Origin of the sequence: Amycolatopsis sp. NPDC021455, assembly GCF_040640995.1 — a bacterium.
Classification (GTDB): domain Bacteria; phylum Actinomycetota; class Actinomycetes; order Mycobacteriales; family Pseudonocardiaceae; genus Amycolatopsis.
In genome coordinates this window covers 1-15,702 of sequence record NZ_JBFACT010000056.1, presented here as the reverse complement: position 1 = coordinate 15,702, position 15,702 = coordinate 1, and the positions used below count along the sequence as shown (strand labels likewise).

Genomic DNA, 15,702 nt, shown 5'->3' with positions numbered 1-15,702 from the left:
CCTTCGCTTGCCGATCGGAAGGCTGACATCGTAGACCGGACTTCACACAAGCGGACAGCTGATGTCGAGATGTACCGCGAGACGCAGATACCGGCCTCGGCAGCCTGGCGTGTCTGCTTGACAAGTATTCGCTGTCTCGGAGCGTGCGGCGTCCATCCCACACGCTTCTCTGCATAGTTCGTTATACAACCCGTTGGCGCCCGCCTCGCCTAGCTAGCGAGCTGCGATGAGGTCTGTACCCGACGCGGCGCCGAATCGCTCAACCCTCCCACCGCAGCCCTCTGCGGACAACGTCGCCCTGCCGCTCGAGATCGTCACCGAAAAAGTACCGATCAGTAGGTCGTTCCCGAGCCAGCGATACTGCCGCCGCAGCTTTCAGTGATCACATAGCAGCGCGTAGTGCTCGACGGACCGCCCTCTGCACTGCGTCCCGCCTTCGGCTGCGCTGTGGCAACTAGCGCCTCAAGACTGCCAGGTGGGGTGACCACCTGCACGGACCCAGGAGACGCCGTGTCGAACCCTCACCCTGGCGGGTTACAAGATCACACCCACCGTGAACCGACGCCTTGAGGGCGCGGATCAGGTCCGTCATGAGCCGGTCCACTCGGGTCGACGTAGAGCGCGGTGTCGCACGCCGGTTCTGTCGGAGCTCGAGCGTAGGGTCGTGGGGAACATACGCCCGACGAGGGGAGTCAAAGATGGCCGGCAGTGGCATCGACAAGCGAGGGATCAGGAAGATGCAGCGCGAACTTGAGAAGGAGTTCGCGAAGCGGCCGATCCGCATCCCGGTCGAGATGCAAACGACCGATCTCCCTTCGATCGGCATGGGGCCTACGAACGTGACGAACTACCACGGCCCGGTGTTCAACGGAGACATGACTGGTGCGCAAGTTGCATGGGGCAACAAGACGGTCACGCAGAATCAGCAGAATGCCAGCAGCACCGTGACGCCCGGCTATGAGGCGCTGGCCAAGTTGGTCACAGACCTGCTCCAGCAGCTTCCTCAGGTCGGCCTGACTGAGAGCGAATTGCGCGACGCCGAAGAAGCAGGGAACGAGGTACTGCTGGAGATAACCGGCCCGGAAGCCCCGGAACCCGGGCGCCTGCGACGCGCCCTCCGGGGGTTGCGCGGAATCCTCGCGCCGATCGCCACCGGGGTGGTGAAGGGTACTGCGGCGGGAGCTGAAGACTGGGCTAAGGCCGGCATCGAAGCCCTAAGCAACATCACGTTTTAAGCCATATTTCTGGAGAACCGCGATGGCAAGCACCAAATACGAGCAACACCGGACCGCGTTGCTGATGCACTTGGCCGAACCCGGCCAGCACGACGCAGACGCGTTTCTTGCCGAGCGGAGTCTCAACGCGGAACACGCTCGTGAACTGATCGAGGAACTTCAGCACGATGGCTTGGTGAGGGCCAACTTCAGTCTCGTCGGCACGTCGGACTGTCGGCTTACCAGTCGCGGCGAAGAGCGTGCCGAGCAGCTTTTCCGCGAACGCCCCGGCCGTCGCGTCGGCCTGCTACGGCAGCGCATGCTCACTTGGCTCGACTCCCACCGTGACGCCGCGGACTGGATGTCGTTCCTGTCGGACGACCAGATCCACCATGACGACGGGGATTTCACTAAAGATGAGCTCCAGCATGAAGCCGCCTACCTGATGGACAGTGGACTCGTGCGCGCTCACACCGTCGACCATTGGGGGGAAGGCATGATCGGGCCGCGGCTTACCAGCAACGGCCGCGATTGCGTCCTAGATCACGGTGGCGATGTCCGTAGCTACTTCGAGGCGCGGACCTTCGGCACATCGAGCACCACTCACGTGCATGGCCCGACGTTCAACGGGAGCATGGCCGGTGCTCAGGTAGCGTTCAACAACACGGCCGTCACGCAGAACCAGCGCACCGCCATCGAGCGAGCTGCCGATCAATACCAGAACCTGGCCCGGATCGTCGCCATCGTGGTAGAGCAGATGCCAGAGCAGAACATAACCGACCAGGAGCGTGAAGACGTCGAAATCGCCGCATCCGCGGTGTCATCGGAGATCACCGGCCCCAGCGCACCACAATCTGGCCGGCTGCGCCGTGCCGTGAAATTCCTCTCGGGCACGCTCGTCCACCTCGGCGACGCAGCCGACGACGAGGCGGCCGAAGGCATCCAGGAGTGGGGCTTACGGCGCGATCGGTGCGCTCTCCAGGTGGACGACTTGACGAATCAGGACCGTGCCGTCTGGCGGCGGCCACTCGATCTACTGCTGCTCAAGAAGGGAAGCTAATAGCCTTATTCATCTCCTAATCCGCGACGAATGCGCTCCACTTCCTCGTCTTCCCTTGCAGCGTCATCACGATACCGCTGTTCCACAGCACGAAGAACGGCCGCAGTGCGCGGCCAAGCTAGTTCAACTTGCTTTACCCAACGGGCATACTTTTCAGCTAGAACACGCTCTTGCTCGCCGCCGTCCATCACACCGCGAGCCGTCATTCCGCGCTTATTGACGATGCCAATATATAGACCCTGCTCTACATGACTACTGGCCACCGACTCGATGACCTCCCGAACTGACTTCTCCGGCCAGGCGCCGTCATCGTCAACCGCCGAACGAGCCAAGATTTGGCCAATGTATTGATCTCCTACATCTAGTCGGTCTGCTTCGACAAGACGGCGACGAGCTTCTACAACCCACGAGAGAAGCTTCGCCTGATCAACGTGACCTAGTTCTTCGGAAGTTCCCGGAATGATTTTCCAATTATTCAGCAACCGGTATGAATTCGTTGCGGTAGCTTCGGAGACCGAAGGCTCGTCGCGCGCTTTCCTCGGACGCATGAAGAGCGTAATAACTTCGACAAAGAAGGCCGGGTCTGTCGCAAGCTTTCGATCAAGGGCAGGACTACGCGCTTCAAATCCTAGCGCAGGCAACAACCGCCACTCTAGCCGAGCTACGGTATCCGCATCGACCTGACTTGCCCGCACGACCTCCAACACTCGCTCTAACGCATAATTCCGCAGGCGCGCGATCTCCGGGTCAGCGCCACCAAGTAGGGCATCAATGGCATCCACCGCGATACTCGCATTAACCCGCGTCGCCGAGCGGGGACCGTATGCGCCGGCCAAACCGTCCTCGGCGTCCACCGCCCCTCCGATCGCGTCCAGCGGTACTGCCGTACCGCTGGACAAGGACTGTCCCAAACCCGATCCGACGGATCCTTCACTGCCCTCTGTCGACCTCAAGGTCGTCTACTGGTGCAAAGGCGAGGTGTTCACTCCGGACGGACGGTTCGATCCCACGCACTACCAGATCAAGCTGCGGCCCCGCATCATGAACAACACGAGCGAGCCCATCAGCATCGCCATCGGGAAGCCCAGCGCGGTCCGCCTGCTGGTCACCGGGAAGCAGATCGACCAGAGATGGTCTCCCCCGCCGCGCACAGCCCAGGCAGGTGACCGCCCGACGCTCGTCCAATGCAACGGCCGGACTTTCTGGGCGATCCCGCCCAACGTCCCGCACGACGCGACTCGCGCCGGCAACAGCGGCTACTACACCGGTTTCGCGACGACGTGGGACGGAACAGAGCTCGGTGCGGGACAGAGTTACTTCCGTCCGCTGCGGCACGATCAGCGGGGCGCGCCGATCCAGGAGTCGGATCTGGTGTTCCAAGTACCGCTGGACGACGCCCAGGCGACGATCTACGGCCTCGCCGTGCTGGAGACCAAACCCGGCGGCGCGGTCTTGGGCGTAGCGTCCCTCACCGATTGGGGGCCCTCCGTCGACCCGTCGACTTTCTGAGCCCGCGTCGCCCGATGCCGGCGCCAGTTGCGCTTGTTCGGCTTCGAGTGGCGAGAGCCCATCAGGAACTCGTCGGACGTTGGTCGTCGCGGCGGGTGTGGCCGGTTGCTCGGCCGGCCCATTCCCGTTCCCACGCGGCCAGGCGGTGGCGGTTCAGCGCGTAGACCGCGCCGCGGTAGAGGAAGACGAGCAACGACACCACCGCCGCCCAGAGGGTTGCCGCGCCCAGAGGCGCGCCGATAACCGCTGCTGCCCGGGTCAGCGGGCGCTCTGCCGGTGCACCGGTTTCGTCCACCCAGATTTCGACCTCGTGGCCCGCGACCGTTCCCGCCACCGCGTCCACCACGCCCACTCGCTGCTGCCCGTCGCGGGTGCGCCACGTCGCCTGTGCCGGGCCGGAGCTGAACGGTGTTCCGCCGCGGCCGGCCGTGGCCGGGGCGGGTCCGTCGGCCAGCAGGACCGCCGTCACCGTGTAGCGCGTCGCCGTCTGCTCGCGGGACTTGGCCGCCTCCGCCGAATACTCGCCGATGCCGAACAACACGGCTCCCACCGCGGTCACGAGCGACAGGAGGATCACCAGTGCCAGGAACCTCGCCTGCCACCGGTCGGACGGGCGGACCAGGGGGCCGCGGCCGGGCAGGAGAGTGTGCCGCAGCCGGGTCAACCGCATCCTGGTGTACATCGCTCCTGCCCTCCGGGTCGCTCGGGAAACGTGTGCCCAGCATCGCCGGAAGGGGTGATCACGCCGCAGGGGCGACAGTCCCCGTTCGGCGGGCCTTGCGGCCGTTTCCTCCGCCGCGGTTCCGGTGACTTTGGGCCCTGGCCACCACACCCGGAGGTACCCGACGCTGGACACCTGGCCGTCGAGCGAGGGGTCCGGAGATGCAGACAGTCGACGTCGGTGCGCTTTCCGTTTCGGCCTACCGCGCGGTCGTGCCGGACTGGATCGTCGAGCCGCTTCTCGGGGTGGCGGAACGGCTTCGCGGCGCACGGGTGATCCACCTGAGCGCGACACCCTACGGCGGTGGGGTTTCCGAACTGCTGCGGTCCGCCGTGCCGCTCTACAACGACCTCGGCGTGCGCGCGAGCTGGAAGATCATCAGTGGCGAGCCCGCCTTCTTCGCCGTGACGAAGAAGCTGCACAACGCGCTGCAGGGTGGCACCGAACCGATCACAGACGACGAAATACGGCTGTACGAAGAGACATCGCGCCGCAACGCCGAGCAGCTGTCGGCCGATCCCGACTTCGCGGACTGCGACTTCGTCTTCGTGCACGACCCACAACCCGCGGCCGTACTGTCCTTTTCGGACACGACGAAAGCCCGTTCGGTCTGGCGCTGTCACGTCGACACGTCCGAACCCGCACCCGGCGTCTGGGACTACCTCGGCAAGTTCGTCGAGCGCTACGACGCGACCGTCTTCACCCTGCCGGATTTCGTGCCACCGACGCTGTCGCGCGCCCGGGCCGACATCATCTGCCCCGCTATCGACCCGCTCAGCCCGAAGAACATGTCACTCGACGACCGGACCGCGCACGCGGTGCTCAACTGGATCGGCATCGAGCCCGACCGCCCGCTGGTCACCCAGGTCTCGCGGTTCGACCCGTGGAAGGACCCGCTCGGCGTGATCGAGGCGTTCCGCCTGGTCCGGCCCGAAGTCCCCGGTCTCCAGCTGGCGCTGGTCGGCTCGATGGCCCTCGACGACCCGCAGGGCTGGGAGGTCTACCGCCAGATCACCGACGCCGGCCGGGACGACCCCGACATCCACGTCTTCACGAACCTGACCGGCGTCGGCAACGTCGAGGTCAACGCCTTCCAGCGGTTCTCGTCGGTGATGATCCAGAAGTCGATCCGCGAGGGGTTCGGGCTCGTGGTCTCCGAAGCGCTCTGGAAGGGCACACCGATCGTCGCCGGTCGCGCGGGCGGGATTCCGTTGCAGGTCGCCGACGACGCCGGCGGCCTGCTCGTCGACTCGACCGCCGAGTGCGCGAAGACCTTGCTCGCCCTGCTCAAGGACCCGGGACGCTCGGCCGCCCTGGGTGCCGCCGGCCGTGAGCGCGTGCGGCGGCACTTCCTCCTCCCCCGGCTCCTACTCGACGAACTGACCCTGCTCGACGGCCTCGCGCACGGCGACCCGCCGGGCGCGCTTATGACCCGGTCCGACCACCGCGACCCGGTCTGCGGCCTGACCGTCCCACCGGGCGGCGGCACGCTCTCAGCCCCCGAGGAGGGGCATACCCGCTACTTCTGCTCGCAGCGGTGCCGAATCGCCTTCATCGAGGGAGCTGCGTCGTGACGACCCGGCCGTGGCACGGTGGCGAGCTGCGCTGGAACGCCGAAACCGAAGACTGGACGATCCTCGCGCCCGGCCGCGGGGACCGCCCGCACCGCGTGGCGCGGACCGCGTGCCCGTTCTGCCCGGGAACCACGCAGGACACCCCGCCGGAGACGTGGCGGCTGCCGGGCGACGGGCCGGGCTGGCGCGTCCGCGCGGTGCCCAACCGCTATGCGTTGTCGGACAAGCACGAGATCGTCATCGAGTCGCCGCGCCACGACTGGGATCTGGCGACCGGCACCGAACGGGAAGTCACCGACGTCCTCGGCGCCTGGCAGCACCGCCACCGCGCGCTCCGGGCATCCGCTGCCCAGGTCGTCGTGTTCCGCAACCACGGGCTCGCGGCCGGGATCTCCCTGGAGCACCCGCATTCTCAGGTGGCCGGGCTGCCGGTGCTGTCCGCGGGCACCCGCCGCGAGCTGGAGACGGCCCGGACGCACCACCGCGACCACGGGCGGCGGCTCGCCGACGAGCAGCTCGAAGCGGCGCTCAGCGACGGGAAGCGGGTCGTCTTCGCCGACGACCACGTGGTCGCCTACACCCCGTTCGCGCAGGTCGCCGCATACGAGGTCCGGATCGTCCCGCACCACGCGCACGCGGACTTCGCCGCCGCCACGGCCGAGCAGATCCGCGCGACCGCCGGTTGCCTGCGGACCGTCCTGGCCGCGCTGCGCGGCGAGCTGGGCGATCCCGCCTACAACGTCGTCGTGCGGACCGCTCCCCGCGGCTACGAAACCGCGCCGTTCCTGGCCTGGTCACTGCAGGTGGTTCCGCGGCTGGAGGTCCCGGCCGGGCTGGAGCTGGCGACGGGTGTCCCGGTGACGACTGTGACCCCGGAGCACGCCGCCGCGCGGCTGCGCACCGCCGTGGCCGGGTGACCGGCGTCAGCGTGGTCTCCGCAGCCCGGCCCGGACCAGGGTGCCCAGCTGGACCAGCAGCCCGATCGCCGTACCGGCGAGGCCCACGACGAGCACGATCCGCACCGTCAGCGCCCAGTCGAACGTGGTGCCGGTGAAGTCGAAGGGGAAGACCTGCCACAGCCGCACCAGGGCGGCCAGGCCGGCGCACGACGTCACGACGCCGTCGAGGGCGACGAGCCACTCGGGGTCCTGCCACAGCTGGACGAGGCCCGTGACCAGGCCCGCCACCAGCGCGAGGTCGACCAGCCCGAGCACCGTGGGGAACGCGGGGGTGAGGAACGGCAGGACTTCCCAGCCGGGCCAGGCGTTGACCAGGACCAGCAGGACGCTGTTCGCCACGACCCCTACGAGGTATCCGGCGCGCCGGGTCCGGACGGGCGGTCTGCGCTTCCGCACGCTGGTCGTCATCGTGGCCTCCGTTCTCCCACCACGATCGTCGGCCGAAGGCGCGCCCGGAGGCAGAGTCCTAGGTCCACGGCGCCGAGCCCTAAGGTCCGCGCCGCAGCACCTCTTCCACTGCCCGGCGCGGAGTGAGCGGGTCCGCTTCCGCGGCGTAGCCGACGCGCAGGAGTGCCTGGGGGAAACCGGTGAGCCCGAGGTCTTCGCACAGCGCCGAGCGCACCGGCGGCAGGTGCAGGGGCTGCGTCAGGACCGCTGCTGCCAGGCCGAGGTCGACGGCCGCGAGCCAGGCGCGTTCCATCGCGTAGCCGGCCCGGACGTGGTCGAGGCGTGAGTCGTCCGCGGTGACGAAGAGGAGCAGTGTCTCGCCCGCCAGGCGGCGCTCGAGTTCGGGCGTTTCGGGGATGTCGGTCGCGCGGCGGACCAAGCCCGCCCAGGGCACCGAGCCGGCCGGGATCCGGCTCGCCGGGATGCCGACGCCGTGCCGGTGCGCTTGCTCGTCGCGGATCGTCCACAGCGACAGCTCGCGCTGGTAGCCGCCGTCCTGCCGGAAGGCTTCCGCGGCGAAGTGCAGTAACCGGGCGACGGTGGCGATCTCGCGGACCGGACGCGCTTCGACGCCCGGTGCGCCGCCCGCGGCGATGATCCGCCGCACCACCGGCAGTGGCACGGCCACCCCTTCGAACGGCGCGCGGTGGCTGGCCCGGCGCGCGATCGCACCGTAGTGCCGGCGTTCCTCGGCGCTCGGCAGCTCCGGCTCGCCCACGGCGATCCGCGCGATCAGGTCCGGCTGTTCGTCCTCCGGCAGGAACGCGACGACGCAGGACCGGCCGAGGGCGCGAACCGCCAGTTCGAGGTTGGCCACCGCGGCACCGCAGGAGGCGGCGCGGTCACGGCCGCGCGGATCGTGGTGGGGTAGGACCGGTTCCGCGCGTTCGCGCACCGACAGCTCGGCCGGGGTGACTTCCAGCTGCCAGGGCTGGGTGTTGTGCACCGACGGCGCCCGCATCATCGACCGGACCAGTACCTCGGTCTCGGCGGGCGTCCAGCCCGGTGCCTCCACAGCGGACACGAGATCACCCCATCCGGGACAGGTACGGGAAAACCCGGCAGTGGCGCCGCAGCCGGTCCAGCAGTTCGCCGCGGTCGCCGCGCAGATCCGGCGGCACCGGCTCACCGGACGGCCCGCCGGCGGACCGGATCGCCGCGACGAAGCGGCGGACGCGGGACGGGCTGGGCACGAGCTCGCCGCCGAGGTAGGCCATTACCAGCAGGTCCTCACCGGAATGGGTTTCCATGGCGAACGCCCACCCGTGCCGTTCGTCCCACAGCAGCGCCATGTCGCGGCCGGGATGGCGGGGCAGCCGCACGTCGAGGGCGATGTACGCCGAAGCGGGGGCGTCGAGGTCCACGGTGCAGGACTCCTCGCCCACACCGACCGCGGCGCTCACCGCGGCCAGGTAGCCGGTCAGTCCGCTGCGCAGGCCGTGGTCACGGTCGATACCGGTCAGCAGGGGAATCACCTTCCATCGCGCCGGGTCGTGCACCGGCCACATCGGACCGGTCTCATCGGGACCCGACGGTACGTTCCGCCGGTGCCGCCGGATGGCGTCGTTCGGCCCTGCCGATAGGGACTTTCGTCACCAGCGGCCTCACGCGGTGCGACGGCGCAGGGTGGCCGCACCGAGCAGGAGAGCGAGGACGCCGCAACCGGCGATGACGGCGACGTTCCGGATCAGGGTGCCGTCGATCTCGGCGGACCGGGTCAATTGGGTGAGCGCGTCCACGGCGTACGACAGCGGCATGACGTCCGACAGCGCGCTGAGCACCCAGCCCATGTCGCCGCGCGGGACGAACAGGCCGCACAGCAGGAACTGCGGCAGCACGAACACCGGCAGGAACTGGATCGCCTGGAACTCGGTGCGGGCGAACGCGCTGACGAACAGTCCCAGTGCGGTACCGAGCAGCGCGTCCAGCACCACGATCAGCAGCAGTGCCCGACCGATCCGGCGATGTCGAGCCCGAGCCAGGTCAGGGAGATCGCGGCCGCGACGACGACCTGCAGCACGGCCAGCAGCCCGAAGGCCAGCGCGTAGCCGACGAGCAGGTCCAGTTTGCCGATCGGCATGGTCATCAGGCGCTCGAGCGTCCCGGTCGTGCGCTCGCGCAACGTCGTCACCGAGGTGAGCAGGAACATGATCGTGAACGGGAAGATGCCCAGCAGCGCCGGCGCGATCCCGCTGAACCGCTGTTCGGAATTCAGGACGTAGCGCAGCAGGATCATCAGCACGCTGGGCACGCCGACGATCAGCGCGACCGTGCGCGGGTCGTGCCGCAGCTGGGTGAGGATCCGGCGGGTGGTGGCCAGGGTGATCGCCGCGCTCATCGCGTCGCTCCTTCCCGGCCCTTGATCAGTCGCAGGAACGCCTGTTCGAGGTCGGCCGCGCCGGTCCGGGCGCGCAGTTCCGCCGGCGTGCCCCGGGCGAGGAGCCGACCTCGGTGCAGCAGCAGGAGGTCGTCGCAGCGGGCGGCTTCGTCCATGACGTGGCTGGAGATCAGCAGGGTGACCCCGGTCGCCGCCAGGTCGTGGAACAGCTTCCACAGTTCGTCGCGCAGTTCGGGGTCGGAGCCGACGGTGGGCTCGTCGAGCACCAGCAGCTCGGGGGTGCCCAGCAGGGCCACCGCCAGGTTGGCCCGGCCGCGCTGGCCGCCGGAGAGGCGGCCGACCACGGTGCGGGCGGATCCGGTGAGGCCGACTTGCGCGATCGCCCGGTCCACATCGGACGGACGCGTGCCGAGCACCGCGGCGAAGTACCGCAGCGCCTCGGTCACGGTCAGGTCGGCGTAGATCGCGGGTTCCTGGGTCGCGTAGCCGATCCGCCGTCGCAGTTCGGGGCTGCCCGCCGGCCGGCGGAGGACGTCCACCTTTCCGGACTCCACGATCTGCACGCCGACGATCGAGCGCATCAGCGTGCTCTTGCCGCAGCCGTTGGGCCCGAGAAGCCCGGTCACCGTGCCGCGCCGCACGGTGAACCCGATGTCGCGCAGCACCTCCTGCCCACCGCGGCGGACCCGCAGATCCGTCACCTCGATCGCCGGTTCGTCCACGACGTCTCCTTCCGCCGGACACCATGGTGAGCGCCGGGACGCGCCCGCGGAGGTTTCTCCGGTCCCCGGTCCCGGTGACTTTCGTCCCCGGCGCACGAGGTGCCCGGAAGCCGATGCTGACGGCATGGACGGACCCTGGGCCGACGTCCGCGAGACCCACATCGGTGCGGTCTTCCTCGTCGGGGACCTCGCGTACAAGCTGAAGAAGCCGGTCGACCTCGGCTTCCTGGACTTCTCGACGCGGGAAGCCCGCGAGCACGCGTGTCACCGGGAGGTGGAGCTGAACCGGCGGCTGGCCCCCGACGTCTACCTCGGCGTCGCGGACGTCACCGGTCCGGGCGGCGACGGCCGCGACCACCTGGTCGTGATGCGCCGGATGCCCGAGGACCGGCGGCTGTCGGCTCTGGTCCGCCATGGCGCACTGCCGCCCGCCACGATCCGGGCGCTGGCGCGGCAGCTGGCCGCCTTCCACGCCCGGGCCGCGCAGGGGCCGGAAATCGACGCCGACGAGACCCGCGACGCCGTCCGGAACCGGTGGCGCGACAGCTTCGCGCAGGTCCAGCCCTTCCACGGCGAGGTGCTCGACCCAGCCACCGCCGGTGAGATCGAAGCCCTCGCCGAGGAGTTCCTCGCCGGCCGTGAGCCCCTGTTCGACCGCCGGATCGCCGAAGGGCACGTCGTCGACGGCCACGGCGACCTGCTCGCGGACGACATCTTCTGCCTCGGCGACGGTCCCCGTGTCCTGGACTGCCTGGAGTTCGACGATCACCTCCGGCACGTCGACGTCCTCGACGACGTCGCCTTCCTGGCCATGGACCTCGAGCGGCTCGGTGCTTTCCAGCCGGCAGAACAGCTCCTGCTCGACTACCGCGAGTTCACCGGCGACCCCGCTCCCCCGGCGCTGGTGCACCACTACCTCGCCTACCGTGCGTTCGTCCGCGTCAAGGTCGCCTGCCTCCGCCACGCCCAGGGTGACGCGGGGGCGGCCGCGGCGGCCGCCGAGTACGCCGACCTCACGCTGCGGCACCTGCGGCTCGGCCAGGTACGTCTGGTCCTCGTCGGCGGCGAGCCAGGCACCGGGAAGTCCACCATCGCAGGCGGGCTGGCCGACCGGCTCGGCGCGACCCTGCTGCAGTCCGATCGCCTCCGCAAGGAACTGGCCGGGCTCGAACCGGTCCGGCGGCCCGCCGAGGGCTACCGGGAAGGTCTCTACGACACAAGCCACACGGACGCGATGTACGCCGAGCTCGTGCGCCGCGCCGGCGAACTGCTGGCGCTCGGGGAAACCGTGGTGCTGGACGCGTCCTGGAACGCGGCCCGGCACCGCGCCCTGGCCGCCGCGGTCGCCGAACGGACGTCCAGCTCCCTGGTCGCCGTGCGCTGCCTGGCGCCGGAAACGACCGCGGCACGGCGCATCACGACCCGGACCGGCGCCTTGTCCGACGCCACTCCCGAGATCGCGCACCGGATGGCCGCGGACGCCGACCCCTGGCCCGAAGCCCATCCGCTGCCGACCACCGGCACCCCGGCCGAATCGCTCGCACGGGCCATGGCCTGGCTGGCGTCCGGGCATCGAAAGTCCCCTCACCGAAGGCACTCCGGCCCTCCCGGCGGCGAGTGCCGCGGTGCGAAGGTCGAGCCGGCAGACACCCCCGACGACGAGGAAAGCCGATGATGGACCGAGCATTCCCGGACGACTTCACCGTCAAGACCGCGGTCGCGATGGCCGTCCGCGCGCCGTCGGTGCACAACTCCCAGCCGTGGTACTGGCGGATCGGGCAGAGCTCCCTGCACCTCTACGCCGACCCCGACCGGCGGCTGCCCGAAACCGACCCGGACGGCCGCGACCTGATCCTCAGCTGCGGTGCCGCGTTGCACCACCTGCGGGTCGGCTTCGGCGCGCTCGGCTGGGCCGCGGAAGTACACCGCCTGCCCAACCCCGGCGAGCCCGATCACCTGGCGGCGATCACGCTGCACCCGCGCGACCCGTCGCAGGACGAGATCGCGATGGCCGCGGCCATCCCCCGGCGGCGGACCGACCGGCGCCGGCACAGCTCCTGGATCGTGCCGCGCGGCCACGTCGAGGCGATGGCCAAGGCCGCCGCGCTGGAGGGCACCGTGCTCCAGGTCGCCGACAACTCGGCCCGCTACTACCTGGCGACCGCGATCGAGGAAGCCGCCGACCGGCACGCCGCCGACCCGGCGTACCGGACGGAACTGGCGGCCTGGAGCGGCCGTCACCTGTCGCCCGACGGCGTCCCGGCCCGCAACACCCCGGCGCCGGACGACACCCCGGGCGGGCTCCGGACCCGGCCCTTCGCCGACCCGCTGCTGGCTCAGCCGCCGGGTGCCAAGGCCGAGGACGACGAGACCGTCCTGCTCGTGCTGAGCACCGCCTCCGACGACCGGATGTCGCGGCTGCGGGCCGGTGAGGCCACGAGCGCCGTGCTGCTGACGGCGAACGCCTTCGGGCTCTCGTCGTGCCCGCTCACCGAGCCGCTCGAGCTGCCGGAGGTCCGCGACACCGTGACCGAACGGGTCACCGGCGGGTCGTTCCCCCAGATGGTGCTGCGCATCGGCTGGGCTCCCGTCAACGCCGAGCCGCTGCCCGCGACCCCGCGACGCGACCTCGGCGAGGTGCTGCAGCCGCTCGAAGCTCCCCCGAAGCACTTCCAGGCCCGCTAGGAAAGGAGCCGGTCATGCCGTACTGGCATTACCCCACGACCATGGGCTGGGCCGGCGACGTCGGCATGCTCGTGCTGATGGCGCTGGTGCTGGCCGCGCTCGTCGTCCTCGTCGTCGTCCTCGTGCGCCGGGCACCGCAGCCGCCGTCACCGGACGGCACCGCCCGGCGCATCCTCGACGAACGGTTCGCCCGTGGCGAGATCGACCAGGACGAGTACGAACGCCGCCGTGACGCCCTGACGAGGACGAGGTGACCACGCGCGGGCGGGCGGCGCTCGTCGCGGTGGCGTGCGGCTTCGCGCTCGCTGGGTGCGGGAGCGATCAGGGCGCGTCGCCCCCGGCGAGCACGCCGTTGTCGGCTTCGGTGCTTCCGGCCCCGGCGACCACACCGGCCACCACCCCGGCGCCGCCCACCACGCCCGCGACGCCCACCACGTCGGCGCCGCCCCCGGCGAATCCGGCGTGCCGGGAGACTTCCGGCTGGCGCACGGACACGCGCTCGTCGGACTCCATGAGCCAGGACGCGCTCTACCTCGTGCGAGCCGGGCGGCACGCCTGCTTCGACCGCGTGGTCTTCGACGTCAACGGCCCGGCGGCGGCCGGGTTCGTCGTCCGGTACGTCCCCGTGGTGACCACCGACCCGAAAGGCGACCCGCTCCCGGTACCCGGTGGCGCGGCACTGCAGATCGTCGTCCGGGCACCCGCACTCGGCACGGACGGCTCCGGGCACCAGCCCGGCCGAGTGCTGGCCGCGGTCGGGGACACCCTGGTCAGCACCCCGGGTTGGCCGTCCCTGCGGGCGGTGCGCTTCGCCGGGTCGTTCGAAGGGCTCAGCACGTTCGCCGCGGGTGTCCGCGCGAAGCTCCCGTTCCGCGTGTTCACCCTGCTCGGCCCCCAGGACCAGGTCCGGCGAGTCGTGGTCGACATCGCCCATTGAGAGCCCACTGAGAGGACGCCATGGACCGGCTCAGCCCCCTCGATGCGGCCTTCCTCGAGATCGAGGACGAGGACCCCGGCTCGTCCCTGGCCATCGCCTCGGTCGCGATCGCCGAAGGACCGGCCCCGGACCAGGACGAGTTCACCGCCGCCGTGCTCGCGCGGCTGGCCGGGATCCCGCGCTACCGGCAGAAGGTGCGCACGGTGCCGTTCGACCTCGGCCCGCCGGTCTGGATCGACGACCCGGCGTTCGACCCGCCCGCGCACTTCGGGCGGGTCGCGCTCCCGGCGCCGCACGACGAGAACGCGCTCTGCGAGCTGGTCGCCCTCCTGATGGGCGAACGGCTGGAACGGGACCGGCCGCTGTGGGAGTTCTGGGTGATCGAAGGACTGCCGGACGGGCACTGGGCGATCCTGACGAAGGTGCACCACGCCCTCGCCGACGGCCTGGCGGCGGCGCGGCTGCAGACCGTCCTCTTCGGCGACGCCCCGGCCGGTCCGGGTCCCGCCGCGGAGGCGGCCGACCCCGGTTCGGCCAAGCTGCTGCTGGACGCGGCCGGCGCGCTGCTGCGCAGCCCGTGGTACCAGATGGGGTTGCTGGCCCGGGAAGCACTGCATCCGAACCGGCTGGCCCGCCGAGTCAGTGACGCCGCCCGCGGTCTCGCGGCGATGACGTCCGCGCTGCTGCCGGTTTCACCCACGCCGCTGACCGGCCCGCTCGGGCACGACCGGCGCTACGCGACCGCGTCGGTGCCGCTGGCCGACGTCCAGGCCGTGGCCCGGGCCTTCGACGTCACGGTGAACGACGTCCTGCTGGCCGCCGTCACCGGCGGGTTCCGGGAACTGCTGCTGCAGCGCGGCGAGACGCCCGGCGCCGACAGCGTGCGGTCGCTGGTCCCGGTGTCCGTGCGGACGGGAACCGCGCTCGACAACGAGGTCTCGCTCCTGCTGCCCCTGCTGCCGGTCGACCTGGCCGACCCGGCGCAGCGGCTGGTCCGGGTGCACCGGCGGCTGGGCACGCTCAAGGCCGCCAAGGAAGCCGACGCGGGCGCGCTGCTCACCGCGACCGCGGCACAGGAGCCCTTCGCCCCGGTCGGGTGGGCGATCCGGGCGGCCGTGCACCTGCCGCAGCGCAACGTCGTCACGGTGACGACCAATGTGCGCGGACCGGCGGAACCGCTGTCCGCCCTCGGGCACCGGATCGTGCGGATCCACCCGTACGTGCCCATCGCGCTGCGGGTGCGGATCGGGGTGGCGATGCTCAGCTACGCCGGCGAGGTGACCTTCGGGATCACCTCCGACACGGACACCGTTCCGGAGACGGACGTGCTCGCCAAGGCGATCGAGCGGGAGTTCCCGGCGCTGCTGGCCGCGGCCCGCTGAGACCTCGGATTGATGGATTGATAGAATCATCAATCCAGGAGGTGCCGATGCCCGCCCGATCCCGCACGACCGAGCCGCTCTACCGGATCAAAGCCGATCTCTTCAAGTGCCTCGCCCACCCGATCCGGATCCAGGTCCTGGAGGTGCTGGCCGC

17 protein-coding genes and 1 pseudogene are annotated in these 15,702 nt (G+C 70.2%); 10 read left to right on the top strand and 8 right to left on the bottom strand.

Going from position 1 to position 15,702, the window contains the following annotated elements:
- The first annotated feature begins 698 nt into the window (after positions 1-698).
- Positions 699-1,235: a hypothetical protein gene (locus AB0G28_RS37735; protein ID WP_361100823.1), complete on the top strand. Its 537-nt coding sequence runs from the start codon at positions 699-701 to the stop codon at positions 1,233-1,235.
- A gap of 22 nt (positions 1,236-1,257) precedes the next feature.
- Positions 1,258-2,274 carry a hypothetical protein gene (locus AB0G28_RS37730; protein ID WP_361100820.1) on the top strand — a complete coding sequence of 339 codons (1,017 nt, stop codon included), beginning with the start codon at positions 1,258-1,260 and terminating at the stop codon, positions 2,272-2,274.
- 5 nt (positions 2,275-2,279) lie between these two features.
- On the opposite strand, the gene AB0G28_RS37725 is transcribed toward AB0G28_RS37730, so the two are convergent.
- Positions 2,280-3,056: a hypothetical protein gene (locus AB0G28_RS37725; protein WP_361100817.1), complete on the bottom strand. Its 777-nt coding sequence runs from the start codon at positions 3,054-3,056 to the stop codon at positions 2,280-2,282.
- Here AB0G28_RS37725 and AB0G28_RS37720 point away from each other — a divergent pair.
- Positions 3,046-3,783 carry a hypothetical protein gene (locus AB0G28_RS37720; RefSeq protein ID WP_361100814.1) on the top strand — a complete coding sequence of 246 codons (738 nt, stop codon included), beginning with the start codon at positions 3,046-3,048 and terminating at the stop codon, positions 3,781-3,783. The two genes, AB0G28_RS37725 and AB0G28_RS37720, sit on opposite strands and share 11 nt — an antisense overlap.
- 61 nt (positions 3,784-3,844) lie before the next feature.
- Here the strand turns inward: AB0G28_RS37720 and AB0G28_RS37715 are convergent, their stop codons facing one another.
- Positions 3,845-4,465 (bottom strand): hypothetical protein, encoded by a 621-nt coding sequence (locus tag AB0G28_RS37715; protein WP_361100811.1) that lies wholly within the window; start codon positions 4,463-4,465, stop codon positions 3,845-3,847.
- A 200-nt stretch (positions 4,466-4,665) separates the two neighbouring features.
- On the opposite strand from AB0G28_RS37715, the gene AB0G28_RS37710 reads away from it, so the two are divergent.
- Together AB0G28_RS37710 and AB0G28_RS37705 are read left to right on the top strand one after the other, a co-directional pair.
- Positions 4,666-6,078 carry a glycosyltransferase gene (locus AB0G28_RS37710; RefSeq protein WP_361100808.1) on the top strand — a complete coding sequence of 471 codons (1,413 nt, stop codon included), beginning with the start codon at positions 4,666-4,668 and terminating at the stop codon, positions 6,076-6,078.
- A complete protein-coding gene (locus AB0G28_RS37705) occupies positions 6,075-6,995 on the top strand; it encodes a galactose-1-phosphate uridylyltransferase (protein WP_361100805.1) in 921 nt (306 codons plus the stop codon). The genes AB0G28_RS37710 and AB0G28_RS37705 overlap by 4 nt, the downstream gene beginning before the upstream one ends.
- Before the next feature lie 6 nt (positions 6,996-7,001).
- On the opposite strand, the gene AB0G28_RS37700 is transcribed toward AB0G28_RS37705, so the two are convergent.
- From AB0G28_RS37700 to AB0G28_RS37680, 5 genes and pseudogenes are all read right to left on the bottom strand, one after another.
- The gene (locus tag AB0G28_RS37700; protein WP_361100802.1) at positions 7,002-7,445 is read right to left on the bottom strand and encodes a hypothetical protein; all 444 of its coding nucleotides are present in this window, start codon (positions 7,443-7,445) and stop codon (positions 7,002-7,004) included.
- 79 nt (positions 7,446-7,524) lie between these two features.
- Positions 7,525-8,508, bottom strand: a complete 984-nt coding sequence (locus tag AB0G28_RS37695) for a nitroreductase family protein (RefSeq protein ID WP_361100799.1) — start codon at positions 8,506-8,508, stop codon at positions 7,525-7,527.
- Positions 8,509-8,512: 4 nt separating this feature from the next.
- The gene (locus tag AB0G28_RS37690) at positions 8,513-8,959 is read right to left on the bottom strand and encodes a DUF6292 family protein (protein WP_361100943.1); all 447 of its coding nucleotides are present in this window, start codon (positions 8,957-8,959) and stop codon (positions 8,513-8,515) included.
- Positions 8,960-9,088: 129 nt separating this feature from the next.
- Positions 9,089-9,822, bottom strand: a pseudogene (locus AB0G28_RS37685) (ABC transporter permease).
- The gene (locus AB0G28_RS37680) at positions 9,819-10,544 is read right to left on the bottom strand and encodes an ABC transporter ATP-binding protein (protein ID WP_361100796.1); all 726 of its coding nucleotides are present in this window, start codon (positions 10,542-10,544) and stop codon (positions 9,819-9,821) included. The pseudogene AB0G28_RS37685 and the gene AB0G28_RS37680 overlap by 4 nt, the downstream one beginning before the upstream one ends.
- Positions 10,545-10,668: 124 nt before the next feature.
- Here AB0G28_RS37680 and AB0G28_RS37675 point away from each other — a divergent pair, with 124 nt between their 5' ends.
- Genes AB0G28_RS37675 through AB0G28_RS37665 form a run of 3 tightly spaced genes read left to right on the top strand, consistent with a single transcriptional unit; the run spans position 10,669 to position 13,483 of the window.
- Positions 10,669-12,219, top strand: coding sequence for an AAA family ATPase (locus tag AB0G28_RS37675; protein ID WP_361100793.1), 1,551 nt, complete (start codon positions 10,669-10,671; stop codon positions 12,217-12,219).
- Positions 12,219-13,229, top strand: a complete 1,011-nt coding sequence (locus AB0G28_RS37670; protein ID WP_361100940.1) for an NAD(P)H nitroreductase — start codon at positions 12,219-12,221, stop codon at positions 13,227-13,229. The genes AB0G28_RS37675 and AB0G28_RS37670 overlap by 1 nt, the downstream gene beginning before the upstream one ends.
- A 14-nt stretch (positions 13,230-13,243) precedes the next feature.
- The gene (locus AB0G28_RS37665; RefSeq protein WP_361100790.1) at positions 13,244-13,483 is read left to right on the top strand and encodes an SHOCT domain-containing protein; all 240 of its coding nucleotides are present in this window, start codon (positions 13,244-13,246) and stop codon (positions 13,481-13,483) included.
- A gap of 67 nt (positions 13,484-13,550) precedes the next feature.
- Here AB0G28_RS37665 and AB0G28_RS37660 read toward each other — a convergent pair whose 3' ends face one another.
- Complete coding sequence (locus tag AB0G28_RS37660; protein ID WP_361100787.1) at positions 13,551-13,742, bottom strand: hypothetical protein; 192 nt, start codon at positions 13,740-13,742, stop codon at positions 13,551-13,553.
- Here AB0G28_RS37660 and AB0G28_RS37655 point away from each other — a divergent pair.
- Positions 13,741-14,166 (top strand): hypothetical protein, encoded by a 426-nt coding sequence (locus tag AB0G28_RS37655; RefSeq protein ID WP_361100784.1) that lies wholly within the window; start codon positions 13,741-13,743, stop codon positions 14,164-14,166. The genes AB0G28_RS37660 and AB0G28_RS37655 overlap by 2 nt on opposite strands.
- Positions 14,167-14,186: 20 nt before the next feature.
- Positions 14,187-15,548, top strand: coding sequence for a wax ester/triacylglycerol synthase family O-acyltransferase (locus AB0G28_RS37650; protein ID WP_361100781.1), 1,362 nt, complete (start codon positions 14,187-14,189; stop codon positions 15,546-15,548).
- The last annotated feature ends 154 nt before the right edge of the window (positions 15,549-15,702 follow it).